Here is a 25,151-nt window from a genome sequence, read left to right on the forward strand (position 1 = left end):
CATTGTCTTAAGCTCAAATTCTGTAAATTCGCAGGATGAATCATGAAATTGCAGTCATATTTGACATGGACGGTGTCATCTGCCATACCAATCCATACCATTCTCTTGCCTTTAGGGAGTTCTTTTCCACAAGAAACGTCGCGCCAACCGATGATGAATTTGCGCTTCATATGTTTGGCAAAAGCAATAGTTATATACTTAGTCATTTTCTAGAAAGACCAATACAAGGTGAAGAGTTATTACAATTGGAAGAGGAAAAAGAGGGGCTTTTCAGGAGGATATACGAACCATATGTGACTCCAATTACTGGTTTAACCGCTTTTATAAGTGATTTGAAGGATAAGGGCGTCATGATTGGCGTTGCCACATCGGCACCTTATGCCAATCTGGATTTGATTTTAAGCAGAGTAAACATCAGGGAAAAATTAAGTTCCATCATGGCCAGTGAGGATGTGAAAAAGCATAAACCGGATCCCGAAGTTTACCTCACTTCAGCAGCTCAGCTGGGGATACCACCAGAAAAATGTGTGGTCTTTGAAGACTCCTTTTCAGGAGTTTCGGCAGCACTGAACGCTGGAATGAAGGTTGTCGGCGTACTTACCTCCCATACCATAGCTGAACTCCCGCCTTGCAATTTGTATATCAATGATTATAATGGCTTGAGCTATCAGGATGTCATTCAACTCCTTTAACAGTCATGGGTATCGTATAAATTGATTCTCTAGCTGTAATAAATAAGACATTTTTTTCCTTACCGGAGAAACATACATTACTGGTACTTTTAGGGACAGTGATGGTAGCAATGGACTTACCATCTTTATCGTATATAAAAACGCCATTGCCTCCGGTAAGGTAAATATTGCCTTTATTATCCAGGGTCATGCCATCAGCACCCCGGTTAATGAGCAAATATTTGTCTTTCAATCCCCCTTCCTTATCAATACTATACCTGAATATCTTTCCGGCCCCGATATCAGCAATGTATAAATACTTTCCATCGGGTGTTCCCACTATTCCATTGGGTCTATCGAAATTGCCTGCAATCTTTTTTACAGCATGACTTCCTTTAGGCAGATAATAGACATCCTGACTTTCCAGGTCCGGTTTTGTCCTCGTCCAATAAGGGCGTTGGTAATATGGATCTGTGAGGTAAATGCCCCCTTTGGGATCCACCCATAAGTCGTTCGGCCCATTAAGTTGTTTACCGTTTAAATCAGCTAACAATACTGATATTTTTCCTGACGGGGTAATGGACCATATTTCCCCTTTTTCGTCCGCACAGGTGAGCAAATTACCGTCCTTATCGAAGTATGTTCCATTGGACCTGCCGGATTTATCCAAAAACAAAGAAAGTTCACCGGTTGTGCTGTATTTCCAAATTTTGTCGTTAGGCTGATCGGTAAAATACACATTTCCATCTTTGTCAGGAGAGCATCCTTCAGTAAAACTAAAATCAGAACTGATCAGTGTCAATTCTTCCTGGACAAAAAGACTTTTTTCACCTGGTGATTTCATGGTTTTGCAACTTATTAGCGTTGATCCTGCAAGTAAAAGCGCGATAATTTTTTTCACATGTTATGATTAAAGTAATTCATTTAAACCTAGTAATTCATCGATCTGTTTAGCCATGGTCCTGTCCTTTTCCGTAATCATTTCAACATCTTCATCATGCGTACTTAACCATATCTCAATTTTATTCCACTCGTTAGTCCATCTCGGATGATGATTACTTTTTTCAGCCAAAAATGCCACCCTTACCATAAAAGAAAAGGCTTCCTGGAAGTCTTTGAAGATAACAGCTTTATATAAACAGTCATCTTTCTCTTCCCATTGCTTTTGAATAATGTTCTCCATATGCTTTATAACGCTTATAATTCACCATATTGCTTTATACCCAAAAACAAAAATTATGATTTTGTGTTTGGTAAATCCGAGTATTTCTACTGGTGATTAGTTTTTAAAGTAAGAAATTGAATAATGCAATACTTTGTTATAAAGGTCATCAGGCAGGAAAGGTTTAACAATATAGTCATTCATACCGGCACTTTTAATCTGCACCTGAATATCATCAGGTAAATTAGCCGTAAATGCTATAATAGGTAATTTTACACCATTAACCCGCATTTTTCTACTTGCCTCATACCCATCCATCAGTGGCATATGTAAATCCATTAAAACAAGTTTGTGTTTGTTGGTATCTAACATTTCTAAAGCTTCGACCCCATTGCTGGCAACGTCAATAGAAGCGCCCCATGTTTCAAGGTGCTTTTTAGCAACCAGCACATTAATGGGATTATCTTCTACCAATAAAATAGTGAAATTTGTCAGCATCGTCCGCTCATTTGAGGTCGATGCTACCCGTTGGTGATCAGCAACGATGGCGTTTTTTTCGAAAGTTTGCACAAAATAAAACTCAGCGCCCTTACCTTCCTCGCTAACAACAGAAAGAGATGAACCCTGCAATTCTAAAATACGCTTGGAAATGGCCAAACCTAAACCACTGCCGCCAAAAGCCCTGGAGGTTGAAGAATCAGCCTGGGTAAACCTTTCAAAAATGAGCTTTTGTTTTTCTATGGATATTCCGATGCCTGTATCTTTTATTTTGATAAGCAGAGAAATGTGAGTATCATTCTGTTCTTGCACAACAATATCCAGCTGCACATAACCAGCATTGGTAAATTTTATTGCGTTATGCACAAGATTAGTGATCACCTGACTTACCCTTGTGGGGTCGCCAAACACCCTGTTTTTCAAAGAATTATCAATTTTCAGACGCAAATCAATATTCTTTTCCGTAGCCGATATTTTCAAAGCAGCTATAATATTTTTTGCAATCCCCACCATATCCATCTCAATATGCTCAAATGAAATTTTGCCCGCCTCAATTTTATTAAAGTCCAGGATGTCATTGACAATATTCAATAAATTATTTGCAGAGAACAGCATCACGTCAAGTTGTTCTACCTGATCCTCACGAGGCCCGTTCCTAAGCAATAAATGACTCATGCCGATAACTGCATTTAACGGTGTCCTGATCTCATGGCTCATGGTACTTAAAAATTCACTTTTAGCTTTTAAACCTTGTTCTGCTTCAAACCGGGCTTTTTTCAATGTAAAATACACCCTATGGGATAAGATGAGCGATTGTAGAAAGAAAAAGCTGATAAAACAGGCAAAATTGAGAAGTTGATAAGGTGGTATCAAATTCCAATAATGCAATAATGAAATTGAAAAAGTTATCATTAAGGCAATGGAGCTAACCAAGGTATAGATGGAACCGGGTCGTTTACGTCTATAAGCGATGATGTAAACGTAAGGCACATAAAATAGGCAGAATATGGCAACAATTATAAAAGGCGACAGTAGTTGCGTAAAGTAATAGGGCGGTAAAAACAGGGTAAGGGCAGCAAAGGAAAAACATGAGATACAGATCACTAACGCAACATTTTTATGACAATCTTCAGGATATAAATACCTTGTAAATACGCCAAAAAGCCCTATTCCTAAATATAAGGTGATGTATTCCAGTCTGATGGTGAGATACCAGCTAAGGTCTGGCAATAATTTGTGGAGCACATAACTGTCAGCGCCAATGATTCTATAGCTATATACAATTGAAAATAAAGCGAAAAATAAGATCGCCTTATCTTTGTTGCCTACCAGGTATAAACCCAAAAAAAAGATCCCACCCATAAATAGACAACCCGTCAACAGCAAATCAATAGCATCCGAAACATGTCGCTTTAAAATAACTTGTTCTTTTTGTCCGATATATATCTTTTCTGCAATTCCCCCTTTTTGATGAGCAAAATTTGCTATTTGCAAAGTCAACTCTATAGCAGCAGTACCAGGGGGTAAATCGATGGTCTTTTCTTGCCAATAAGGTCTAAAACCTTTTGCTGAAGTACTAATAGTGCCGTTAGCTGCCTGCAGCAGCCCATTGATATATAACTTGTATGCACTGTAAGTAGTAGGCATCGCTAAAGTTAGCGGTCGGGTGGTTGATGGCAATAAAACTTTTAGCTTATAGGTAGCATAACCAAAGGCTGGTAGTTTTTGGCCACCAGCAGTGATATCAGTCCATCTTGAAGGGAAATCTACCAATTTGCGAGCAGGTGGCTTATTTTCATTCGGATCAAGTAATTGTTTCCAGTAAAATAGCCACTGTCCATTCAGGGGAATTTCTTCTTCGAAAGATTGTTGTCTTAAATCGATAACACCATTATAAGCTAGTGGTTTAGCCATTTTTTGATCAGCAAAAACTTTAGTAAAAAAAAAGCAAAGCAGCACTAAAATAAGACCAGTATTTTTTCTTAAAGACATCTCACGTAAATATAGAACATTCTCTTTTACATTTTTCATGAGTATATAGTTTGTAAGTTGATGGTTTCATTGGGAAAAATAAATCCGTATGCATACGCTGATCTAAACGTATTGTTATAGCTTTGCCTCAAAACAAGCAATAATGTCAAAAACAAAACTTACAATTAATAATAACGGATCAGTTAGAATAGAAGGCGATTTTGAAATCGTGGATAAAAATGGCGCTGTATATGGTCTTCAGGGAAGAACTGTATTATCTATTTGCCGTTGCGGACTTTCAAAGAATAAGCCATTTTGTGATGGTGCACATAACGGAAATTTTGACCATGAAGCAATAGCTTTTGATCTGCCTCCAAAAAAAGCTTAAAAATTAATCAACAGATTGTATCCCCAGTCATGAAAAACTTTCTTTACGGTATTGATTTTGGTACAACCAATTCAGCATTGTCCATTTATGATGAGGAAAAAGAAGAGATTGTGGATACAATTTTAATTCCATCATTGATTTATTTCTCCAACAATCCTGATAATAAGCGCAGTAACAATTATATTGTTGGTGAAAGCGCAATTTCAGCCTACCTGAGCGAGGGCATGGATGGGCGGTTTATCAAGTCGATCAAACAGATTTTATCAAAAAGTAGTTTTACTGAAACCCGTATTCAAAATAAAAAATATACGGCATCTGATTTAGTCGCATTAATATTGAAGGAGCTTAAAAATAGAGCAGATCTGATTATCGGCCAGGATTGCCGGAAAGCGATTATCGGACGGCCAGTTTTCTTTGATGATGATAACACCCAAAAAGATACTCTTGCCCAAACGCGCTTAAGTAAGGCTGCTGCACTTGCCGGCTTCGAGGAGGTACGTTTCCAATATGAGCCAATCGGTGCTGCTTTTGCCTATGAGAAGACCCTTCCACATGAAGAAAGAGTTCTCGTCGCAGATCTTGGCGGCGGAACCACAGACTTCACTTACCTGGTTCTTGACCCTGCAAAATCAGGTAGTTTAAACAGAAGAAATGACCTGATGGCTACCGGTGGGATTTATATTGGTGGTGATAGTTTTGATTCTGCCTTTATGTGGGAAAAAGGAACACCTTATTTTGGTAAATACACTCAGTATGAGGCTACACCAGGGAAAAAATTAACGGTTCCTAAATCACTTTACGCTAATATCTGCACTTGGGACAAGATGAACTTCTTCAATGGTAACCGGATCAAAAAAGACATAGAAAATTATTATTATTTTTCAGGATATGACCGTCAGTTTAAAAATTTGATTACGCTAATTGATCATAACCTGGGCTATTCTGTTTTTCAGGCTATTGAAAATACAAAAATCGGTTTGTCAGCAAAGGATATTTCCAAATTCAGTTATTCAAATATGGATATTGATATTGATGAAGACATTGAAATCAGCCAATTCGAAGCTATCATTGACAAAGATATCCAGAAAATAGGCAATTACCTGGAAGAATTCATGTTAGAAAACAACATCAGGGCCACAGCTATTGATAGTCTTTTTCTAACCGGCGGCACATCATTAGTTCGCGCCGTTCAGCAGCTTTTTGAGCGCAAATTTCCCCACCTCATCGCTAAATCCGGTGATAATTTTACAAGCGTTGCAAAAGGCCTTGCCTTAAGTGGTTATCTATTTAATGACAGGTGTTAGTAGTCAGTATTCGTTGATACTTTATGTGGCTCAGATTGTATATATAAACCAGCTGATTGTAATCAATTGTTTCTTATCAATCTCTTAAAAAAGTCATAACTTTAGATAGATTTCATCTTTTAAACTATGATCATCAAAGAAGTTAAACCTTTCATACTGCTTGGTCTCTCCGTTAAAACGACAAATGAAGACGGCCGTTCGACTATTGATTGCGGTAAACTATGGCATAAATTTGAACTGGAAAATTATATAGATAAGATTCCTGGAAAGCTCAATGATGAGATTATAGCTGTATACTATGATTATGAAGGTGACCATACTAAACCTTTTTCGTACTTTATTGGCTGCAGTGTAAAGCAACATGTCGAAGTACCTATCGAGTTGCAATCCTGTTTGGTACGTGGCGGTGCTTATCAAGTTTTCAAAGCATCTGGTAAACTGCCTGATTGTGTGGCAGACAGTTGGAAGGAAATATGGAATTCTTCGATAGACAGAGCTTACGAGTCGGATTTTGAGGTTTATGATGAAAGAAGTAAAGATTGGAATAATGCAGAAGTTGAGATCTACATCTCCATTAAATAAGGAATTAAATTACTTAAACTACTTGGATTAATGGCCCGCCATCCTGCTCTTTAAGCCAACCGAATGACTGAGCTGATAAAGCATTCTCTTGTAATAACCTTTCGAATTCTTCAATCCCATCTTCCGAAACAGCCACTAATAACCCTCCACTTGTCTGCGGATCAGCCAGCACAAATCGTTGTTCGTCGGTGAGGGCGCCAATTTTCTGCCCATAACTGGCCCAGTTACGCTGTGTGCCCCCTGGAAAACAGTTTTGACCTAGGTATTCAGGCAGGGAAGAAATTACTGGAATTTTATTATATTCGATAACCGCAGATAAACCACTCCCTTCACACATTTCTGCCAGGTGCCCTAACAGGCCAAAGCCAGTAACGTCGGTCATGGCCTTCACGCTTTTAAGTTTACCAAAGTACTCGCCAGGCTTGTTCAGTGTAACCATACTCTTTAAAGCCACAGCAGCGTCCTCAGCACGTAATAACCCTCGTTTTTGGGCAGTAGAAAGTATGCCCACGCCAAGTGCCTTAGTGAGGTATAAACGGCAACCGGCAATGCCTGTAGAATTTTGCTTCAAGTGACCAATTTCTACGGTCCCATTCACAGCAAGACCAAAAACAGGCTCCGGACAATCAATGCTATGTCCGCCTGCCAGCGTAATTCCTGCTTCAGCACAAACAGCTCTGGCGCCTTCGAGCACCCTTTGAGCAATTTCAGGTGCTAATTTTTCAATCGGCCAGCCCAAAATCGCAATCGCTAAAACTGGCTTCCCTCCCATTGCATAAACGTCGCTTATTGCATTTGCAGATGCTATCCTTCCAAAATCATAAGGATCATCAACAATGGGCATAAAAAAATCTGTTGTTGATATTAAGGCCGTTCCATTACCCAAGTCAAAAACAGCGGCATCATCCCGTTTATCATTGCCAACCAAAAGTCGTGCATCGGGAGCTGAAGGAATCGGACTGTGAAGTATTTTATCTAAAATTGCCGGACTTATCTTGCAGCCGCAACCTGCACCATGCGAATATTGGGTGAGCTTAATTTCTTTCAATTCCATCTTTATTGTTTTCCAATTCTAAATTCTGGTGAAGGCTATTAGCAAATGCTAACACCTTTTTAGCATTATTTGCCGGGCTATCCAGCTCCAGGTTCAAAGTAAATATTTTAGCAGCATCTCTTTTGTTTAATCCTATATGGTAAGTTTTATCATAATAATATAAGACCAAGGCGATGAAATCCTCCATCCGATTCTCCTGAATAGCTTGAAGCGCACTTTTTGTTTGTTCAGGCCCCAGGCGTTTCCGAATTCGTTCTGTACATGCAATCAGAAAATCTTTATCCAGGACACCATATTCTTTCGTCAATTTATCAATACGTTGTTCAAGGGAAACATCAAGCTTAATTAATACTGAATTACGCATCTGGTTATAGAATGGATGCGGAATACACCGTTTTCCAATAGTTAAACTCTCATCTTCCACCCATATAGGTTTGTCACCATTGAATTTACTGAGCTGAAAAGCAAAATTATTTTCAAATTGCTCTTGTGTGGGTTGAACCATTTTATTCATCGTACCGTAGGAAGAACCCTGGTGTTGGGCCAGTTCTTCAAGATCCAGCACCTGTTCATTCAATAGTTGAAGCTCATGAAGGATACTGGTTTTATTTGATCCTGTCATCCCACCAAGCACCTTTAGATTAAAAGGCTGAGTGAACTGATTTAAGGCCCAACCTCTGTAACTTTTATAGCCGCCTTGAATTAGATAGACTTCAAAGCCATAAAGATCAAGTGCCCATGCCATTGCCCCACTCCGCATACCTCCGCGCCAGCAATGCACTGCAATTTTTTTCTTCGGTGCAATCGACAGGGCCTGCTGAATAAAACCAGACCATTTATTACCAGTAAGATCGAATCCCAACAAGATAGCTTCCTCTCTTCCAACCTTTTTATAGGTTGTACCTACAGCTATCCTTTCTTCATTAGTAAATAATGGAATATTAAGGGCATCAGGAATGTGTCCCTGGGCATACTCGGCGGGTGTACGCACATCAATCAAAGGAACAGAAGGGTGTGAAAGAATATAATCGCTGATTGCAATAGTTTTGACCATTTATCAAAAATCAATACGCTAATATACTTAATTAACGCTAACGAAGTATAAGGTATTTGAAGTAAACACCCAATAGTAAAAGCTATAAACAGGCATCTTTTGTGATTTATTAATCATCATCGTATGTTGATTTTAATGCTATTTTATTTTTGAATACTTAAGGTAGCTAACCAATATTGCTGCTTTTTTAAACCTTGCAGAGGATCAGAACCACTGTTGTAAGAAATACCAAATGCCACACTTACAGGTAATGTTAAGAAATAGTAATCAATACCAGTGGTCAGTAAGTTGGTATACTTTTCCCTGTTGACTGTCGAATTTATGATCGCATAACGAAGTACATAGTCAACAGATGCTTCCCAGGTTTTTATAGGCTCTACCATTCTGGTAACAGGAAAACGGTATTTATTCCCTCCTATGCTATATTGAAACTTAACCATTGGCCTAAAGATAGTACCATTATCAGCCTCTTCTTGTGCTGAATAATTATGCTGTAACTCAAACGCAGGAACAATAGAAAGCAGGTTAATCAATTTTCTGTTGCCCCGTATGGTATACGTATTTAAATTTATTCCTGTAGCCGAGGATCTGAAAGGAATGGCATCCATCATCAATACAAATGAATTAAGGGTGTCCATTACGTTTCTTGAATATTTAAGTGTAGGGGTGAAAATTAATTGTGTAAAGGTAGTGTTCGCTTTATTGCTAAAAATCCTGGTTCGTATGGAAGTTGAAAATCCTGCCTGCCAGGTGAATTGCTCCTCCGTTATCATGGTATTCCGATGGTACTCTCCTATAAATTTGCCTGTCATATCCAAGGCTTCTGTTAGTGGGACATCAAAAAAAGACAGGCCAATGGCACCGTCGATCAGGTAAGAATCTTCGTGATTTTCGGGTAAGGTAAATTGGAGCCTCACAGGCTCTTTTCTTGTCGCAGCGGATCCAAAAGATTGCTTTAACTCCAGGTTCTCGAATAAGGAATATAAGAAGGGCTGCTTTCCTAAAGAATCTTTCTGCGCCATTGCCGCACAAGGAAAGATGATGATTATAAACAGCAATAGCAGCTGATGGTCAGCAATATGAATATTTACCTTCATATTTTACTTTTTACAAGTTCAATACAATCTCCAACGGTAGTACAGTCTTCTATTTCGGCAAGTTTGATTTCATTATCTTCATTGTATTCCTTTACCAGCTCATCCAGTGAATCAGCCAGGAACTGGTAAGCAGAATTAGTAGGTAATAAATTTCCGATCTCCATGTCTTCAGTGAGGTAATGGGGCTCTCCATCAGCCTGTCCTGATGCAATAAGAATGCTCCTCTTGACCTGTTCCTTTATATCGGTCTTTTCTTTAAAAAATGCTGACTGTCTTAAATGTTTCTGCGATAATTCAAACTGTAATACCCTTCTTTTCCTTGTCCCTATTACTTTTTCTTTTTCGAAAGGATAAGCATCAGCTGCCATCCTGATATCCTCTGCAGACAAATCATCATTTTCTTCTGTATAACAAGCAGAGAATTCACCACTTAAAAACATCCAATCAGGAAAAGAATAGTGCATGATGGAGTGTTTATCATGGGGAGAGTAAGTCAGCCCGCCTGCCGGCATTTCCCGCAGATTGAAATCAACCTTTTCTTTAGACCAGTAATTAGGGGGGCCTGCAAGATAACTGTACACCGTTTCCCAGTCAAAATCACATGCAGCCACAGGTGATTGATGTTCATGATGAAATCCTAAAGCATGGCCAAATTCATGCAGCACAATGCCTTTATAATTTGATGGGAGTCGTACATCAAAGCCTTCCAAATTTAATGTGATTTCCCCAGGAAGACTTATTTGCGGATCAAGACTATCCTGCCCCACAAAAGACCAATAACCTGGATGTTCAAATCCAACACGCAGGTGTGAAACATCGTCAGGAACCCATTCCCTGTAGGACTGGGTTGATGGTTCGTATCCAAAATCAAATTCAATGTTGGCATGTTTGCTCCATGTTGAAGCGGCTTCAGCTATCTTCTGATGTAAGTCAGAATCACCGCCCTTAAAGCTTACAGTGATAGGATTAATGTCCCACAGCAGCAAATCTTCAAATACAAGTTCAGTTGGCTGCCCATTTAGCTGTTCAGGATATTCCTTTGCTCTCTTAAAAGCTCTTGCTTTCATCCTTTTGATGACATCATCTGGATAGCCCTCCATGATCGGTATTTGTTTCATGAGCATATATTTAGGTGACGAAGCTTCTCAAAGATTAAAAATCAAGGTTCTAACGAGGTCAGGAAAGTCTATAAAGGGATTTCTGTTACCTTGCATCTGAAATATTTGATAATTACGGTGTTTTTCATACAAGGTTACCGGTTGTCCCAAGGCCCAGTTTTTCAGCGTCTCTATGTCCTTATTCTGATATACTTTGATCACCCCCGGGTAACGGAGCAGGAAATAAAGCACTGCTCTGGCTACTATTCCCTTGTTATTTTCAGGTTCAAACATACCATCTTCTATATTTCCACAAGCGGGTATGACCTTATCATCCCCTGACGAAGGTTTTGGATTATAATCAGGGAAATCAACATAAGGATAATCATTTCTAAACGTATTGCAATTGGACTCACAGGCAAACAAATGATGCAAATCACCGCGCATGGGTTCTTGTTTTTTAAACCACGATTGACAAACCACATGTTCGCAATTATAAGGAAAATCAGCTTCCAGCTTCTCGACATTCTCATCAAATGCCGCACGGCCAATCGAGTCCACACTTTTTTCCAGTTCTATAAATTTCAGCTGGCGCTCAATATCTACTTTTTTATCTGCCAGGATCAATTCCTCTGTGGTAAATAGTTTATTGGAATATATACTTCTCAACAGCCCGTCGGGATGCAGATCCACTTGATGATAAACATATTTTGATGGGTTATAGTTATGATAGGTCGTATGAGTTCCCTCAAGCAAGGCGTGAAGTTCATTAAAAGTTACCCGCGTCATATCTTTGATATTTAGATAGTACCTGCCTTTGCTATCATTATCGTGTTTTTCAGGATAATAACTTTCAATCTGCAACTCATCAGCTTTGATCCCCATTGATTTCCTGATCTCTTCAATATCAGTCAGTGGTTCAAAAAAATCGCGTAAAAATGGAAAGCTTCTCACCGCAACCGTAGTGATGTCATACACAATGCTACTCACCCTAACTCCTTCATTCTCTATCCAATGTACCTGAACCTCACCCTGTGACCTGTCCCAAATTTCACCTGCCAAATTTAAAATCTTTCCATCTTTATTATAATATGGTATCCCAGCATGATGAAGGGCTACCACTTCCCATTTATCATTAAATACAGGCGCTCCCGAGGAGCCACTTTTGGTATCGGTAACATACCTGATAAATTTAGGCATGGAAAGATTGGTTACTTCATTTTGGCGTAAAGCCACTTTTTTCATTTTACCATCAGGGTGCTGGATAATAGAGACATAGTTCCCCTCCTTGGTTTTACCAAGACTAGGGTTTAATTTCAGGTAGCTATTTTCTATCAAGAAATTTAAGCCATCAGCAGAACGATCTTCCACCCAGATAATGCTATAATCGAGTTCTTCGTTGGTGTAAAATAATTTAGCAGGGTTTAAGCGGAAAACTTTTAAGGGTAAAGGTAGACCGTCTATGCTTCTTTCAAAATTGAACTCAGCGAATGACTTTTCCGCATAACCTGAATTAGGCAAAACATGGTGATTGGTAATTAATATTTGAGGAGCAATGAGAAAACCTGTTCCAAAGCCCTCCTCTCCCTCTGCAGAATTAATATTGATACGACACACTGATCTTGAAGCAATTACACCCCTTTCCAGGTAATTAACATCTAAAGTGTCATCACCTTTAATAACCCGCTCCCTTAACAGCCGGTTATTGATTAATTCTGTGATGTTTAGATTATGTTCCCTTAAATATTTGTTTACTTGTTTAGGATTTATAACGGATTTAACAGCTACAGAATCGTCTCCAGGATAAAGCTGATGCCGTTGCTTCGTTTTTTCAATTTGCTCAATGAACTTCTCAAATACTTTCATACTGCTATTCATTTACCTTTTTTTAGTAACTGCTCAATAAGTGCCGTTTTTTCCTTAATCCTTATGAGTTTATCATTAGTCCGAACGGATTTAAATTTTTCCTGTTCCAGTGGAACATCCTCCTCCAGTTGATCAATATCTTCTTTAACCTCGCTCACTAATTTCAATACAAGAGACCTTTCTGAGATGCTGAGTTCTTGCAAACGAGGCAAAACAAGGATCAGGAGAATAAAAGCCGAAGAAAGCAGGAAATAAGGCAATGCCTTTTCAGTTGTTATAATTGGTCCTTGTCTGGCGGTATTGGCAGCAACCTGGCCTTTGTTAGTCCTTTGATTTAGTCTTTCCCGATTAAGGTTTACCTGTAGCACCATAAATCCTGCGACTAAAATGCTAACCGGAAATATTAACCATATGTAATTGAAGTTTTTCATCCGCCTATTATTTTTTCAATACCAACTTTTCTGGTGTTACTTCTTTAACTGGATAAGCCTGTCTACTTCCATCGCTCAGGTCAATAATTAAATGATCACCCTCCAGTTTCCAGGTGCCAATAACCGCATCCGGAACATCATCCCTGCCAACCTGCGTATCTATCACCTTTCCATTCTCTTTGAATTCCAGCTGTGTCCTTCCGCGGGCCTTACCTAAAGCAAAGCCTTCGGGACGATACACCATTTCATTCTCGGTATCTTCCTCAAAGGAATGTGTCCATTTTCGGTTAAGGTATTTAAGCTCTAGCGCCATATTTCTGTATTTAACCTTGAGCATTAAACAAGGAAGCCCTCGGTCCATGCATTGTTGCATTCATCCGCGCTGCCTGCCCATCAGTGAACATAAACATGGCATTATCGTCTACATAGTCCATATAATTCATGAACATATCACCATGAGGACCATTGTCGCAAGAGATAGAAGGAAAAGTAGGGCTTTGATAATTAGGCCCCAGCTGATTTGGGGTATCTTCCACGTAATCGGAGTCTGAACAACTGTTCGCTCTGCCGTCACCAAATATGTGAGAAAGGTTTAAATAATGTCCTATCTCATGTGTTGCTGTCCTGCCTGAATTAAAGGGAGCAGTAGCGGTGCCTACCGTACCAAACGCACGGTAATCAACAACAACGCCATCTGTCTCTGGAGGCCCACCAGGGAACTGTGCATAACCAAGGATAGATTCCCCCAGGCTGCAAACCCAGATATTTAAATAAGAGTCTGTGGGCCATGGGGATTTCCCCCCTTGTGCGGAATCTTTTACCGCATTGTCTGTTCCAAAAGATGTTATTGCAGTCTCAGTTCGTGTTATGCCATTCGCTTTTTTATTTTCGGGGTCATTTTTAGCGAGATTAAATTCTATAAAAGCATCTGCTACAAGGTCTTGCCATACTTCAGGCACTTTGTTTTTATCCTTGTTCCGGGCCCGGAAATCTTTATTTAAAACTTCAATTTGACTTAAAATCTGCTCATCCGAAATATTTTCGGCCTCTGAATTATAAATTACATGAACTACAACTTGTATCACGGCTGGCTTATTTAGCCTGAAAGACTTACTTTTTTCAAGAAGAAGATTGATGTCGGTTTCAATGGAAGCCTGTGCCCTTCTGTATTCTGGGAAGATTTCTGCCTGCCGGTTAAAAACTTCCATTGTAGCACAATGCCTGATTTTAATCTGTTCTGCCATAACATAATAATTTAAAGTAAATTTCTGACGTATGGGAATTCTTGATTTGATACTAAATTTACTAAAATTTTTATAGGTTTAATAGCTAATATAAATAATTAAGATGAGGCTTTAATTGTGATTAATTCAAATTCCTGTATAAAGAGTCGTATTTACTTGGTTAAGATTCCCATGATAGACCCAAGAAAAATTTCCTATATAAGTGTTAAATACTTTATTAATTTCAGGAGTGGTCAATTTCCCAATATCTTCCAGTAGCGTAAGTGTACGGCGCCAGTTGTTATGCAGCACCTCACTAGCTGCAAGCGTTGCCGCCTGGGCAGCATTGGTCTCCTGGCTACGGTAGAATGCAGTCAGGTAAGTCGTTTTCATGTTCTTCACTTCCTCATCTTTGAAGCCATCTTTTTTGATCTTCGACAACATACTATAAAATACCGTTATGTATTTATTGGGTTCAGTTGTCGAAACCGCTATTCTGGAAGATGAAGTTGCACTACCACTAAACCAGGATTGTGGCGCATAGGAAAGTCCGTTTTTTTCACGGACTTCAAGGAAATGACGGTCACTTAATATCCGCATAGCCACATTGAAGGCATTAAAGTCTTTGCTGCCAGGCGCTGGTCCGCCTGTAATGCCCTCAATATAATTTGTGGCCAGTGCTTTTGGGGCAGCAGTGAAACGGTTCTTTGTAGAGCTGAATGATGATTTCCTTAAAAGAAACGGCTTTCCAGGCTTTACTCCTGCGAGCAAGGTCTTTAATTTCGAGGCCAGCGATTCTTTATCAAGATCTGCAACAACTACCATCAGCAGCCTTGATTTTGTTAAAACGGAATCATAGTAGTCATTTGTTTCAACAGCAGTTAAACTATGAAGGTTAGTGGCGGAGCCATCCGGATCTTTTGCGTAATCCTGGCCCGCAAACGCAATTTTCTCAGCAAATTTATCAATTGAGGCATCGGGCTCTGACTCCCTGGCATTCAAGTTATTAATCGCATCCTGCTTGATCCTACCGAACTCCTTTAAATCAAATTTAGGCTGCAGGAGCGCTTCCACATATAAGGGCCATACTGTTTCAAAGTCCATTTTGATGCAGTTCATTCTGAAGGTCGCATAGTCCTTCCCTGCTACACCAGTTACAATGGCACCAACTGCATCAAGTTTATTCTTAAAATCATTTTTATCCCTTAATTCTGTGCCACATTCTGTCAGTGCCATCATCGCGAGCGACTCTATTCCTGCTTTATTTTCAGGGTAATTCTGGACGCCACCTTTTATTATCGTGCGGATTTCCACGATATCATTGCCCGCAGGCTGAACAACCACTTTAACGCCCTCAATAATCATTTCATAAGGTTGGTTGTTCGCTTTTGCAAAGGTAACCGTGGTCGCAATTGCAATTATTAAGAAATAAGTTTTCATCGTATTATCGTTTTATAACTATTTCTACGAATTCGCCTTTGATCATTTTTTTATTTAGTGGCGAAAAATGTCTTTACATTAACCTGCTTGTTGATCTCCTGATTAAGGATAATACCCGAAACCCGGGGCTTATTTAAAATATATTTTTGAAGGTAGTTTTGAATATCAGCACGGGTTACCTTCTGATAGTTACTGATGAGGTCTGTTCCATATTCGTAAGAAGTACTGCACCAAAAATAACTCAGGTTACTCGCTAGAGAAGATGGCCTTTCTAAATTACGGATTTCATTGCGCAGTAACACCGCTTTGGCATTGGCAAGTTGGGCATCGGAATAATAATCAGGTGTGGTAAAACGTCTAATCTGCTGTTGAAGCATTTCATGGCATTCTTTAAGTTTGTTTGGATTGGGCATGACATTAATTTCTATCCAACCAGGAAAGTAAGTTGTGCCATAAAAGATTGATGCGGCAGTTGCTAATCCATTGTCGATAAGTGATTGCTTAAATTCGGAAGCGTTTAAATCAAGAATGGCAGAAAATACATCCGCGGCAATGGTACCTGCTGAATCAGTTTGATAGCCTGGCCCCTGCCATGAAATTTTAATAAAGGGTGTTTGTGCTATAGACGTTTCTTTAATAAAAGATTCATTTTTAACCAGCGGTTTGAAAGGAGGAACTGGAAATTTTTCATGCGGATTAAACCCGCTATGTTCCCAATCGCCAAATATTTCTTCAGCAATTTTAAAAGATTCCCCATGTTTAACATCACCGCAAATGATCAGTAAGCTATTGTTAGGATGATAATATTTATCCTTAATAATCTTCATTTTTTCCGGTGTAGCCGTATTGATGATGTCGTGGTCCCCAATTGGATTTTTACGGATAAATAAATCACCCCATAGTAATTTCTGAGATTCGTACCAAATAACAAAAGAGGGATCACTTTCAGCCCGCTGAAACTCGCCATCCACCACAGGCCGCTCATATTTCATATCCTCTGTTCTATATATAGGGTAACGGATTGCTGAATTCATGAATTTCAAACCTCCAGACAGGCTATCCCTGTGTAAGGTGAAATAATAATTAACACGTTCAACACCTGTTGTTCCATTGATATAAGCACCCAATTCCTGAGTTCGTTTTTTGAACTTTTCATGGTCTGGATATTCTTTATTAGCTTTAAAGAACATGTGCTCGAAAAGGTGTGACAAGCCACTATATTCAGGCCCTTCTGTATAAGCGCCATTCTTTACAGCAATCTCAATAGTCACCAAAGGAACTTTGCTATTTTCAATGACAACCACTTCAAGTCCATTGGCTAATTTTTCCCAGAAATAGCTCTCCGGCAAGCGTGGCTGAGCCTCAACCCGATAGGTTATTCCTAGAAAAAGGAATAAACAACTCAAACCAAATGATATAAAATGTTTCATAACAGTGGTATTAGTGATATCAGGAATAATTAATTGAAGGACGAAGGAATAAGCGGATACATTATTCTAAAACTGGTAAATGCTGGATAATTTCATTCCGGCTGTTTTCATATTGAGAAGGTAATTTTAAGGCCGAACCCAGTTCCTCCACTCGTTCATCTATTGAAAATCCAGGATTATCTGTTGCCAATTCAAATAATACGCCGCCTGGTTCCCGGAAGTATAAGGAGTAAAAGTAATTGCGATCTATCTTTTCGGTTATATTTAAGCCCGCATTGACAATTATTTGTCTGAAAGCCATTAAAACCTCTTCGTCCCTGACCCGAAAGGCCACATGATGTACAGATCCGCATGCAATATGGCCTGCAGTACCACCAGGTTGCTCTACCAGATCAATGATATGAGCGGTGTCCACTGCGTCAGTTACAAAGCGATACCGGTTGATATAGCTATCCAACAACTTATAGCCAAAGATATTGGTCAATAAATCTGCTGTGGGCTGTAATTTATTGGTAGAAATGGTAACGTTATTAAATCCTTTGGTGGCATGTTTGCTGCTAACCTCCGCAGTTTCCCAGGGTAGTCGGTTGTCAGTATCATGTGAAGCTATAAGTTCCAGTTTTAACCCATCAGGATCAAAGAAAGGAAGAAGCTGTTCACCAAATTTTTCCGTTACGTCTTGATAATTCACCTTATATTTCTGAAAACGCTGAATCCAGAAATCAAAGCTATTTGCCGGCACAGAATAACCGATCTCTGTAACCTGCCGCGTACCGCGTCTGCCAGCCTGCATGCCTTCCCAAGGAAAGAAAGTTAAGATCGTGCCCGGCGTACCCAACTGGTTCCCGTAATAAAAATGGTAAGTATAGGGGTCATCGAAGTTTACTGTCTTTTTCACTAACCTCAAACCTAAGACATGCGTATAAAAATGATGATTACGTTTGGCTTCACCGGCAATAGCAGTAATGTGATGCAGACCTGATATACGTTCTTCCATGATACTGTTTTTTTTAAGCTTTTTCTTCGTAATAAAAGTAGCCTTACCAGCATCTGATAAGGCTACTACTAAGCAATATGCTGTTAATTAATGTTGATTTCTCTGGTTTCCATCTGGGCTGGTTCTTTCCTTGCCACTCTAATGGCTAATACGCCATCATGATAAGATGCTTCAATATTATTTTCATCAATTGTCTCAGGCAATGTAAATGCCCGGGTAAAGGAAGTATAGCTGTATTCTCTACGGTTATACTTTTTGTTTTGCTCAGTTTCTTCAGCTTTCTTTTCTGCAGAAATATTCAACACATTTTTATCCAAACTGATCTTGAAATCCTCTTTCTTTAAACCTGGAGCAGCGAGTTCAATATCATAACCTTGCTCAGTTTCAGAAATATTTACTGCAGGAACACGGGAAATCATCCGGTCGGAAATAAAAGCATCGTTGAAAAGTGATTCGAAAATATCATTAAGCCCTGGGCTCAATGCATTTCTGGTATCATACTTCATTAAATTCATAAGGCAATCCTCCCTTTTTTGATAAGTTGATATTTATCTAAAATATAGACAATCAGGAAATTAACTTGTTTGTCATTTTTTAACTTTATCAACCATCTCCTCTTTTCTAAATTGCAACACTTTTAAATTTCCGGTCATGTAATTGCAAACCCAGGCCTCCAGTATTTCCTGATCTTCATACAAGCTTACCCCAACTGGCTTACCTTTGCACTTTATGGAATATATCCTCCTGAAACTGTTCCGGTTGATTTTAAAAATGTCAAGGGTATTCCCTTCATAGCAAGTTACAAATAAGAATTTCTGATTTTTTGATAGAGCAATGGTACGGGGCTGTCCATGAGTTGCTGCTTTAAATAAAAGTTTACCTGTAGCCGGCTGAATGCAGGCGATTTGCGAAAGGGCATTAAAAGACACCAATAAGCGTCCGGATGTGTCTAATAAGAGGTGTCTTGGATTTGATAAAACCTGTAAATTTTTTTCGATCTTCCAGTTCTTGTTTTTTATAACGGAAATTTTGTTGCTACCGTAAATCGCTATAAATGACTTGTTCTTCTGTTCATCTATTGCAATACCCCGGGGGACTTCAGGCAATTTGATGGTGGAAAATCTCTTTCCATAGGGAGAAAGTGTGTCGTTTATTTTCAGAACGCTAAGGGATTTGGAGCCCCAGTTACTCACCAACAATGTTTTATCATCATTGGTTTTTGCGATTACCTTGGGCATCAAACCAGTCTTAATTAAGGCAGTAAAATGTGTGTCAACTTTATGAGTTTTGAGGTCTTCTATATAGACAGCTTTTGAATGGGGCATTGAATCCCTTGCCCCTTCCTGTAACGACGAATCTAATAAGAGAGGAACAATGCCCCCCGCGTTGTGTAAAGACACCCATAAAATCTTATCGTGATGGCTAAAACAGGCTTCAACAGGCTTTTCAGCGAAAGAGGCAAGTATGGGCTTATTTAAGACGTAATCCCAACCGCTAGCCTTGGTCGGTCGGAAACTAATGATCCGCAGTAATTTTTTATCCTCCCTGCCATATTCATAAATACTCATCCCCTCGAGGTTAAGCGCATATAATTTTGTACCTGTACGATTAAACAATACAGATTTAACCCCCCATGATGCAGGCAAGTCTGTAGTTTGAGTAAACGTTAACCAGGAATAGGGTTTAACGGACACCATTGCAGCTGTATCCTGCTGAATGTGATGCTGAAACTTCCCGGAGTGATAGCGTTTAGTGGTGACTATGATATCTCCGTTCCAGCAAAGCCTGTATATTAGCGATAGAAAAACAAGCACTAAACACGTTTTCATGTTGTCTCATTCTACGATTATTTTTGACCTTTTAATACCTCTTCATAAACCGCAATACGGTGAGTTCTGACCTTATAGGGGATTTTGTCGATGCTGTTACTTACCTGGAAACCAATAGCGTGTGACTCTTTCACTGGCATATGGCAATCAATACAGTTTTTAGCTAAAAGAGCCATATCCATGTTTTCAATGGGATCATGTTTTAAGTCCTGATGACAACTCATACATTGCTGAGCGTATATACCGGCGTCAGCTTTTTTTGTGCTATGCACATCATGACAAGATACGCATTCTGCTTTTCCTATTTTAAAACAAGCACTGGCTTCTAGTAATTGTTTTTGGTTACCATGTACATCAGGTTCTTTTCCAGTGAACGCACTATATTGAGGCAGGCTTTTTAAAGTGTCACCGGGTTTAAAAGCAAATGTAGAAGTAAGTGTTTGCAGTTCCGCACCGGAGTGACAAACACCACACATATCAATTCTTCTGGCTAAAGGCAGAGATTTGTAACTCACCATCGCTTGCGCTTTTTTAACTTCCGGGTTTTCCTGGTGAAATTCTACATGTTTTGCCGCCGGCCCATGGCAGCGTTCACAATCAATTCCCGCAATTAAAGATCCTTTAACAAACTCTTCTTCTATGTTTAAATCATTTGTCTGAACTATTTTCTTATCCACATACGAGCTGTGACATTCTAAACAGCGTGCAATAATGGGCCTGCCGAAATAAATCTGTTCTTCAGGAAAACCCGGACTATTAACCCATTGGTGTTCTTTGGTTAAATAATTTAAAGGCATCTGCATCAGTTTATTTCCATACCAATAGGCAAATGTATAAGCGCTTAAACCTGCACCAAATACAAAATCCGTTCGTTCGGCCTTGACCTCTGACCCACTGAGGTATGCAACTTGAAACAAGCCGCCATCGCGTTTTTCAATACCCACCCTGGTTTTCTCATTAAAAACAAACTCCCCTTCCGGTATATTTAAACTGTCTGTTGCACTACTGCCGGATAAAAATTTAGAAGTTTTAAAGTGCGCATTATGGACGTATGAATCGTTTATCCCCTGGTGACAACTTTTACAAGTTGTACTACCAGCATAAGCTGGCCCCCTGCTATCCGCTTTTTCCGAGATCTGGGTACATTGCACAATTACAATCACGATTGTGGCCAGTATAAAAGTCAATAGTACAAAGCGCCTTTGGCCCATGAATAATTTGGTTAACTATAATTTGGTTAGGTATTAAAATGGAACTATTTATAAATTTACTGGAAACTTAATTAATATACAAGTATGAAATCTATAGGAGAGAAAGAATCTCGGGTGTAAAATGAACAGGTACTAAAGGAAGATCATTTTCATCGGTAGCTGCTGCATTGATGGCCTCAGCTACATCCATCCCTTTTACTACTTCTCCAAATACAGTATAATCGCCATCAAGATGCGGCGTGCCGCCAATAGTTTTATAAACCTCACGTTGCTGTACAGAGAACTTCTTGCCCTTCTTTTGCTCCAATAAATTCAATTGGTCATCAGTAATTTTTTTACCCGATACCAGGTAAATTTGTGTGAGGTAAGAACTCTTTTCAGGATTGTCGTTTCTGCCAGCGCCCAGTGCTCCCTTCTTATGGTATAGGGATGGAATAAGCTCAGCTTCAGTACGTTTTAAGGGAGCCTCAGGATTTATTTTTTCTCTATTCAGGATGGTTTCATCCAGCTCGCCGCCCTGGCTAACAAATCCTTTGATTACCCGGTTAAAGGCTGCCCTGTTAAATAACCCCTGGTTAATGCTTTTTAAAAAGGCATCCCTGTGTTTCGGGGTTTCATCGTATAAGCGCAAAATAATATCTCCTTTTGTTGTTTTTAGCCGAACAAAAGCAGGCTGAGCGTAGGTTGCTAAAAAGGTGAAGTATAATAGAAACGTGAGTCCAGGCGCCTTCATAGGATATTGATTGTTGCTGTAAGAATCAAATATACATTTGACTGGGCATATTCAGTCGGATTTTATTTGCATGATTCCTTTTGCTTCACAACAGATTAAAATATCGTTTTATAAATAGTCCTGATACTCGAAATGATGACCAGCACGCCTACGGAGATGAGAATAGTTTTAGTGTTTAGCCTGCCTGCTAGTCTGGCCGCGATTGGTGCCGCTACCAATCCACCAACAATTAAACCGGCTATGGTTTGCATGTGACTTGTGCCTAAAAGAATGAAAAACGTAAGCGCACTTCCAAAAGTCACAAAAAACTCTGTTAAACTAACTGTACCGATAATATACCTTGGTGTTTTACCTTTAGCAATTAAAGTACTGGTCACCAATGGTCCCCATCCACCACCGCCAAAAGAATCAAGAAATCCACCAGCGCCGGCCAGCCAGCCAGCATTTTTCACTTTTCTGTTTTCATTTCTTTTTTTGAAGGCACTATAGAGTATACGGGCACCCAATAAAAGGGTATACACTGACAACACGGGGCGCAAATAGGCACCATATTCTTCACCGAGGTACACCAATAATACGGCACCAATCACTGCACCCAACACCCCAGGAAGTAACAGGGTTTTGAATAACTTCTTGTTAATATTTCCGAATTTATAATGGCTAAAGCCTGATGCACCACTTGAAAACATCTCTGCGGTATGGATACTTCCACTTATCGCCGCCGGATTTAGACCGGTGGAAAGCAACACAGTAGTGGAAATAACGCCATAACCCATTCCCAAAGCCCCGTCTACCAGTTGCGCTACGAAACCCGCCAACACCATCCATCCAAAAAGTGCATCTAGTTCTATCTGACTCGTATACGTCCAGAAATCCGTAAAGAGACTATCTAAGGGATAATAGGTAGATATAGCATGCCCAATTAAAAAGAAAGCCAATGCAAACAAACACCTTGCTGCAAATTTCTTCCAGTATTTCTCATCACGTGCGCTTTGTCCCTTAGCCACTACTGTTTTCACCTTTTTCTCCGGAATCAGTGAAATGAGAACGTCATATTCTGAGGCTATATGCTTAATTTTTGGAGTTAGTCCGCTAGCTGTATCTTTTAGTATAATTAAATCATGTGCAGCAATTAATTCTGGTGAATAAGGCAGATCATTACTTTTGAAAGTTCCATCTTCTTTCAGTACTTCTGTATCAATATCCTTATTGCGTTGTTCTAATATCGCTAAAGCATCGGCAATCTCCACGCTCTCTCCTACCAGTAAAACTCGGTAGCTTTCTTTCTCTAAGACTTTCTCCTCAAGGGTATTTTGATACTTTATTTGAGCCATTTGTATTGCTGCTTTTACACTATTCGGGTAAAGATATAATTAAATCTACTAAATCAATAGAATTTAAAGTGTTTTTTTAAATGTTTTGTATCATAAAATATAATATTGAATCGCATTTTAATACAAGATATAATTCTATTTTATTAAACAATAGGTTTTTATTATTAACCATAAGAACTTAATAACCAAATAATTACTGATTACTCCACCTGTCTTTCGCCGATGTCCTTATAAAAAAAAACAGGCAGTTATATTTTTAACTGCCTGTTTTAGGATTGAAATTATGGTCTACTAAACGTTCTTATCACATCCAATTTGAGTTATTATTATTTGGGTAAGTCGTAACCATTATGGTAAGGGGCCATTAAAAATTGGTCATTGATTTTTTGATTAGTAAACAGATGAGTATCTGCATCCCATGTTAATTTTTCACCGCTACGGTAGGCAATATTTCCCATTTGGGCTACCGTAGCAACATGTGCACCAGCCTGGATGGAACAGTTCAATTCCTCTTTTTTTCTTGACCTGATGCATTGAAAGAAGTTGATCATGTGATTGTTAAGTCCATTATCTGCCGATTTCACCAAAGGCTTGCTGACCTTATTACCACTTTGCTTTTCTTCAATAACTTCCCAGCCGCCCCGATCCAGAATTAAGGTTCCGTTGTTCCCAATGTAAGCAATTCCATGATTTCTATTATATGACCCATTGTCAATCCCCATGGCCGAATCCCAGACCATGTTGAATTTATCAAATTCATATAGTGTCGTCAGCGTATCTGGTGTTTCCTCATATAAATCAGGATAAGCAAAGCGCCCCCCCAATGCGGAAATAGTTTTTGGAATTGGTGACCCCATACCCAGGAGCCCATAATCCAATAAATGTACTCCCCAGTCAGTCATCAATCCACCGGCATAATCCCAAAACCACCTGAAATTGAAATGATATCTGCTGGAATTGAAGGGCCGTTTTTTAGCAGGACCTAACCATAAGTCGTAATCTACGCCCGCCGGAGGTAAAGTATCCGGAACCACAGGACCGGGTTTCATCCAACCCTGATAACACCACACTTTAACTGTTCTGATATTCCCAAGCTGTCCTGTTTTTACAAAATCGACGGCATCTTTAAAATGCTGCTGACTGCGTTGCCATTGTCCTGCTTGTACTACTTTATTATATTTTACCTGCGCATCAACCATTTTACGGCATTCCATAATTGAATTCCCAACAGGTTTTTCTACATATACATCTTTTCCAGCCTCACAAGAATGGATCATCATTAAAGCATGCCAATGATCAGGTGTACCTATAATCACCGCATCAATATCCTTTCTATCTAATAAGGAACGATAATCTTTATAAGCTTTAACTTTTGCAGCATCAACCTTTAAGGCTTTAAGTTCCGACATTCGCTTATCAAGCACATTTTTATCTGAGTCACATAAAGCCACTAAATTAACCCCAGGCACCCTCAATGCAGCTTTTAAGTTTTCCCATCCCATCCCATTAATGCCAATTACACCAATATTGATCTGGTCATTGGCACCAAAAGTCTGTTCATAAATGGCATACACGGGGTTGTCCAGTGCGGAGAGTAATATGGCGCTGCCCAGGGTCCCGGCGCTATTACGAATGAAATTTCTACGGTTTAACATCTGGTTTACTTTACAGGTTCATACTTCATGTAAATTACAAAATAAAAGAATAAAGAACCACTCTAGATCCACCCTAACTTTAATATAAGCTGACGATAACATCATCACCATTCAAAAACAGTAT

Annotated in this window: 24 protein-coding genes; 4 read left to right on the forward strand and 20 right to left on the reverse strand. The window is 39.3% G+C overall.

The window, feature by feature from the left end:
• Positions 1–35 precede the first annotated feature (35 nt).
• Positions 36–692 (forward strand): HAD family hydrolase, encoded by a 657-nt coding sequence (locus WG905_RS07205; RefSeq protein ID WP_339591032.1) that lies wholly within the window; start codon positions 36–38, stop codon positions 690–692.
• Here WG905_RS07205 and WG905_RS07210 read toward each other — a convergent pair.
• From WG905_RS07210 to WG905_RS07220, 3 genes are all read right to left on the reverse strand, one after another.
• A complete protein-coding gene (locus WG905_RS07210; protein WP_339591033.1) occupies positions 676–1,515 on the reverse strand; it encodes an SMP-30/gluconolactonase/LRE family protein in 840 nt (279 codons plus the stop codon). The genes WG905_RS07205 and WG905_RS07210 overlap by 17 nt on opposite strands.
• A 66-nt stretch (positions 1,516–1,581) precedes the next feature.
• A complete protein-coding gene (locus WG905_RS07215; protein WP_339591034.1) occupies positions 1,582–1,854 on the reverse strand; it encodes a 4a-hydroxytetrahydrobiopterin dehydratase in 273 nt (90 codons plus the stop codon).
• Between the two features lie 96 nt (positions 1,855–1,950).
• Positions 1,951–4,362, reverse strand: coding sequence for an ATP-binding protein (locus tag WG905_RS07220; RefSeq protein WP_339591035.1), 2,412 nt, complete (start codon positions 4,360–4,362; stop codon positions 1,951–1,953).
• A 103-nt stretch (positions 4,363–4,465) separates the two neighbouring features.
• Between WG905_RS07220 and WG905_RS07225 the strand changes: the two genes are divergently transcribed.
• The 3 genes from WG905_RS07225 (at position 4,466) to WG905_RS07235 (ending at position 6,576) form a co-directional block, all read left to right on the forward strand.
• Entirely contained in the window at positions 4,466–4,690 is a 225-nt protein-coding gene (locus tag WG905_RS07225; RefSeq protein ID WP_339591036.1) for a CDGSH iron-sulfur domain-containing protein, read from the forward strand.
• A 29-nt stretch (positions 4,691–4,719) separates the two neighbouring features.
• The gene (locus WG905_RS07230; RefSeq protein WP_339591037.1) at positions 4,720–5,994 is read left to right on the forward strand and encodes an Hsp70 family protein; all 1,275 of its coding nucleotides are present in this window, start codon (positions 4,720–4,722) and stop codon (positions 5,992–5,994) included.
• 126 nt (positions 5,995–6,120) lie between these two features.
• Positions 6,121–6,576, forward strand: coding sequence for a GyrI-like domain-containing protein (locus WG905_RS07235; protein ID WP_339591038.1), 456 nt, complete (start codon positions 6,121–6,123; stop codon positions 6,574–6,576).
• Positions 6,577–6,589: 13 nt separating this feature from the next.
• On the opposite strand, the gene selD is transcribed toward WG905_RS07235, so the two are convergent.
• The 17 genes from selD to WG905_RS07320 all read right to left on the reverse strand — a co-directional run bounded on the left by selD (position 6,590) and on the right by WG905_RS07320 (position 25,027).
• Positions 6,590–7,630, reverse strand: coding sequence for a selenide, water dikinase SelD (gene selD / locus WG905_RS07240; RefSeq protein WP_339591039.1), 1,041 nt, complete (start codon positions 7,628–7,630; stop codon positions 6,590–6,592).
• Positions 7,611–8,684, reverse strand: coding sequence for a tRNA 2-selenouridine(34) synthase MnmH (mnmH, locus tag WG905_RS07245; protein WP_339591040.1), 1,074 nt, complete (start codon positions 8,682–8,684; stop codon positions 7,611–7,613). The genes selD and mnmH overlap by 20 nt, the downstream gene beginning before the upstream one ends.
• Before the next feature lie 143 nt (positions 8,685–8,827).
• The gene (locus WG905_RS07250) at positions 8,828–9,781 is read right to left on the reverse strand and encodes a hypothetical protein (RefSeq protein ID WP_339591041.1); all 954 of its coding nucleotides are present in this window, start codon (positions 9,779–9,781) and stop codon (positions 8,828–8,830) included.
• Positions 9,778–10,899, reverse strand: a complete 1,122-nt coding sequence (locus WG905_RS07255; RefSeq protein ID WP_339591042.1) for a M12 family metallopeptidase — start codon at positions 10,897–10,899, stop codon at positions 9,778–9,780. Before WG905_RS07255 ends, WG905_RS07250 begins: the two co-directional genes overlap by 4 nt.
• Positions 10,900–10,926: 27 nt before the next feature.
• On the reverse strand, positions 10,927–12,756 hold the full coding sequence (locus WG905_RS07260) for an endonuclease (protein ID WP_339591043.1): 1,830 nt from the start codon (positions 12,754–12,756) through the stop codon (positions 10,927–10,929).
• Complete coding sequence (locus tag WG905_RS07265; RefSeq protein WP_339591044.1) at positions 12,753–13,175, reverse strand: hypothetical protein; 423 nt, start codon at positions 13,173–13,175, stop codon at positions 12,753–12,755. The genes WG905_RS07260 and WG905_RS07265 overlap by 4 nt, the downstream gene beginning before the upstream one ends.
• 7 nt (positions 13,176–13,182) lie before the next feature.
• Complete coding sequence (locus WG905_RS07270) at positions 13,183–13,488, reverse strand: hypothetical protein (protein ID WP_339591045.1); 306 nt, start codon at positions 13,486–13,488, stop codon at positions 13,183–13,185.
• Between the two features lie 10 nt (positions 13,489–13,498).
• Complete coding sequence (locus WG905_RS07275; protein ID WP_339591046.1) at positions 13,499–14,419, reverse strand: zinc metalloprotease; 921 nt, start codon at positions 14,417–14,419, stop codon at positions 13,499–13,501.
• Positions 14,420–14,545: 126 nt separating this feature from the next.
• A complete protein-coding gene (locus WG905_RS07280; protein WP_339591047.1) occupies positions 14,546–15,838 on the reverse strand; it encodes a M16 family metallopeptidase in 1,293 nt (430 codons plus the stop codon).
• A 50-nt stretch (positions 15,839–15,888) separates the two neighbouring features.
• Positions 15,889–17,268, reverse strand: a complete 1,380-nt coding sequence (locus tag WG905_RS07285) for a M16 family metallopeptidase (RefSeq protein WP_339591048.1) — start codon at positions 17,266–17,268, stop codon at positions 15,889–15,891.
• Between the two features lie 61 nt (positions 17,269–17,329).
• Positions 17,330–18,265, reverse strand: a complete 936-nt coding sequence (locus tag WG905_RS07290) for a ring-cleaving dioxygenase (protein ID WP_339591049.1) — start codon at positions 18,263–18,265, stop codon at positions 17,330–17,332.
• An 83-nt stretch (positions 18,266–18,348) separates the two neighbouring features.
• Complete coding sequence (locus WG905_RS07295) at positions 18,349–18,780, reverse strand: Hsp20/alpha crystallin family protein (RefSeq protein ID WP_339591050.1); 432 nt, start codon at positions 18,778–18,780, stop codon at positions 18,349–18,351.
• Positions 18,781–18,852: 72 nt separating this feature from the next.
• Complete coding sequence (locus WG905_RS07300) at positions 18,853–20,094, reverse strand: YncE family protein (RefSeq protein WP_339591051.1); 1,242 nt, start codon at positions 20,092–20,094, stop codon at positions 18,853–18,855.
• 17 nt (positions 20,095–20,111) lie between these two features.
• Positions 20,112–21,305, reverse strand: a complete 1,194-nt coding sequence (locus WG905_RS07305) for a multiheme c-type cytochrome (protein WP_339591052.1) — start codon at positions 21,303–21,305, stop codon at positions 20,112–20,114.
• Positions 21,306–21,396: 91 nt separating this feature from the next.
• Entirely contained in the window at positions 21,397–22,038 is a 642-nt protein-coding gene (locus WG905_RS07310) for a peptidylprolyl isomerase (RefSeq protein WP_339591053.1), read from the reverse strand.
• Between the two features lie 95 nt (positions 22,039–22,133).
• Positions 22,134–23,372, reverse strand: a complete 1,239-nt coding sequence (locus WG905_RS07315; RefSeq protein ID WP_339591054.1) for a sulfite exporter TauE/SafE family protein — start codon at positions 23,370–23,372, stop codon at positions 22,134–22,136.
• Positions 23,373–23,698: 326 nt separating this feature from the next.
• Complete coding sequence (locus tag WG905_RS07320) at positions 23,699–25,027, reverse strand: Gfo/Idh/MocA family protein (RefSeq protein ID WP_339591055.1); 1,329 nt, start codon at positions 25,025–25,027, stop codon at positions 23,699–23,701.
• Positions 25,028–25,151 lie beyond the last annotated feature (124 nt).

The sequence above is a fragment of the Pedobacter immunditicola genome (genome assembly GCF_037482985.1).
Lineage (GTDB): Bacteria > Bacteroidota > Bacteroidia > Sphingobacteriales > Sphingobacteriaceae > Pedobacter > Pedobacter immunditicola.

Excerpts from the sequence above, each read along its gene's own strand:
- WG905_RS07205 (WP_339591032.1), top strand. The coding sequence starts at position 36 with ATGAATCATGAAATTGCAGTCATATTTGACATGGACGGTGTCATCTGC.
- WG905_RS07210 (WP_339591033.1), bottom strand. The coding sequence starts at position 1,515 with ATGAAATCACCAGGTGAAAAAAGTCTTTTTGTCCAGGAAGAATTGACA.
- WG905_RS07215 (WP_339591034.1), bottom strand. The coding sequence starts at position 1,854 with ATGGAGAACATTATTCAAAAGCAATGGGAAGAGAAAGATGACTGTTTA.
- WG905_RS07220 (WP_339591035.1), bottom strand. The coding sequence starts at position 4,362 with ATGAAAAATGTAAAAGAGAATGTTCTATATTTACGTGAGATGTCTTTA.
- WG905_RS07225 (WP_339591036.1), top strand. The coding sequence starts at position 4,466 with ATGTCAAAAACAAAACTTACAATTAATAATAACGGATCAGTTAGAATA.
- WG905_RS07230 (WP_339591037.1), top strand. The coding sequence starts at position 4,720 with ATGAAAAACTTTCTTTACGGTATTGATTTTGGTACAACCAATTCAGCA.
- WG905_RS07235 (WP_339591038.1), top strand. The coding sequence starts at position 6,121 with ATGATCATCAAAGAAGTTAAACCTTTCATACTGCTTGGTCTCTCCGTT.
- selD (WP_339591039.1), bottom strand. The coding sequence starts at position 7,630 with ATGGAATTGAAAGAAATTAAGCTCACCCAATATTCGCATGGTGCAGGT.
- mnmH (WP_339591040.1), bottom strand. The coding sequence starts at position 8,684 with ATGGTCAAAACTATTGCAATCAGCGATTATATTCTTTCACACCCTTCT.
- WG905_RS07250 (WP_339591041.1), bottom strand. The coding sequence starts at position 9,781 with ATGAAGGTAAATATTCATATTGCTGACCATCAGCTGCTATTGCTGTTT.
- WG905_RS07255 (WP_339591042.1), bottom strand. The coding sequence starts at position 10,899 with ATGAAACAAATACCGATCATGGAGGGCTATCCAGATGATGTCATCAAA.
- WG905_RS07260 (WP_339591043.1), bottom strand. The coding sequence starts at position 12,756 with ATGAATAGCAGTATGAAAGTATTTGAGAAGTTCATTGAGCAAATTGAA.
- WG905_RS07265 (WP_339591044.1), bottom strand. The coding sequence starts at position 13,175 with ATGAAAAACTTCAATTACATATGGTTAATATTTCCGGTTAGCATTTTA.
- WG905_RS07270 (WP_339591045.1), bottom strand. The coding sequence starts at position 13,488 with ATGGCGCTAGAGCTTAAATACCTTAACCGAAAATGGACACATTCCTTT.
- WG905_RS07275 (WP_339591046.1), bottom strand. The coding sequence starts at position 14,419 with ATGGCAGAACAGATTAAAATCAGGCATTGTGCTACAATGGAAGTTTTT.
- WG905_RS07280 (WP_339591047.1), bottom strand. The coding sequence starts at position 15,838 with ATGAAAACTTATTTCTTAATAATTGCAATTGCGACCACGGTTACCTTT.
- WG905_RS07285 (WP_339591048.1), bottom strand. The coding sequence starts at position 17,268 with ATGAAACATTTTATATCATTTGGTTTGAGTTGTTTATTCCTTTTTCTA.
- WG905_RS07290 (WP_339591049.1), bottom strand. The coding sequence starts at position 18,265 with ATGGAAGAACGTATATCAGGTCTGCATCACATTACTGCTATTGCCGGT.
- WG905_RS07295 (WP_339591050.1), bottom strand. The coding sequence starts at position 18,780 with ATGAATTTAATGAAGTATGATACCAGAAATGCATTGAGCCCAGGGCTT.
- WG905_RS07300 (WP_339591051.1), bottom strand. The coding sequence starts at position 20,094 with ATGAAAACGTGTTTAGTGCTTGTTTTTCTATCGCTAATATACAGGCTT.
- WG905_RS07305 (WP_339591052.1), bottom strand. The coding sequence starts at position 21,305 with ATGGGCCAAAGGCGCTTTGTACTATTGACTTTTATACTGGCCACAATC.
- WG905_RS07310 (WP_339591053.1), bottom strand. The coding sequence starts at position 22,038 with ATGAAGGCGCCTGGACTCACGTTTCTATTATACTTCACCTTTTTAGCA.
- WG905_RS07315 (WP_339591054.1), bottom strand. The coding sequence starts at position 23,372 with ATGGCTCAAATAAAGTATCAAAATACCCTTGAGGAGAAAGTCTTAGAG.
- WG905_RS07320 (WP_339591055.1), bottom strand. The coding sequence starts at position 25,027 with ATGTTAAACCGTAGAAATTTCATTCGTAATAGCGCCGGGACCCTGGGC.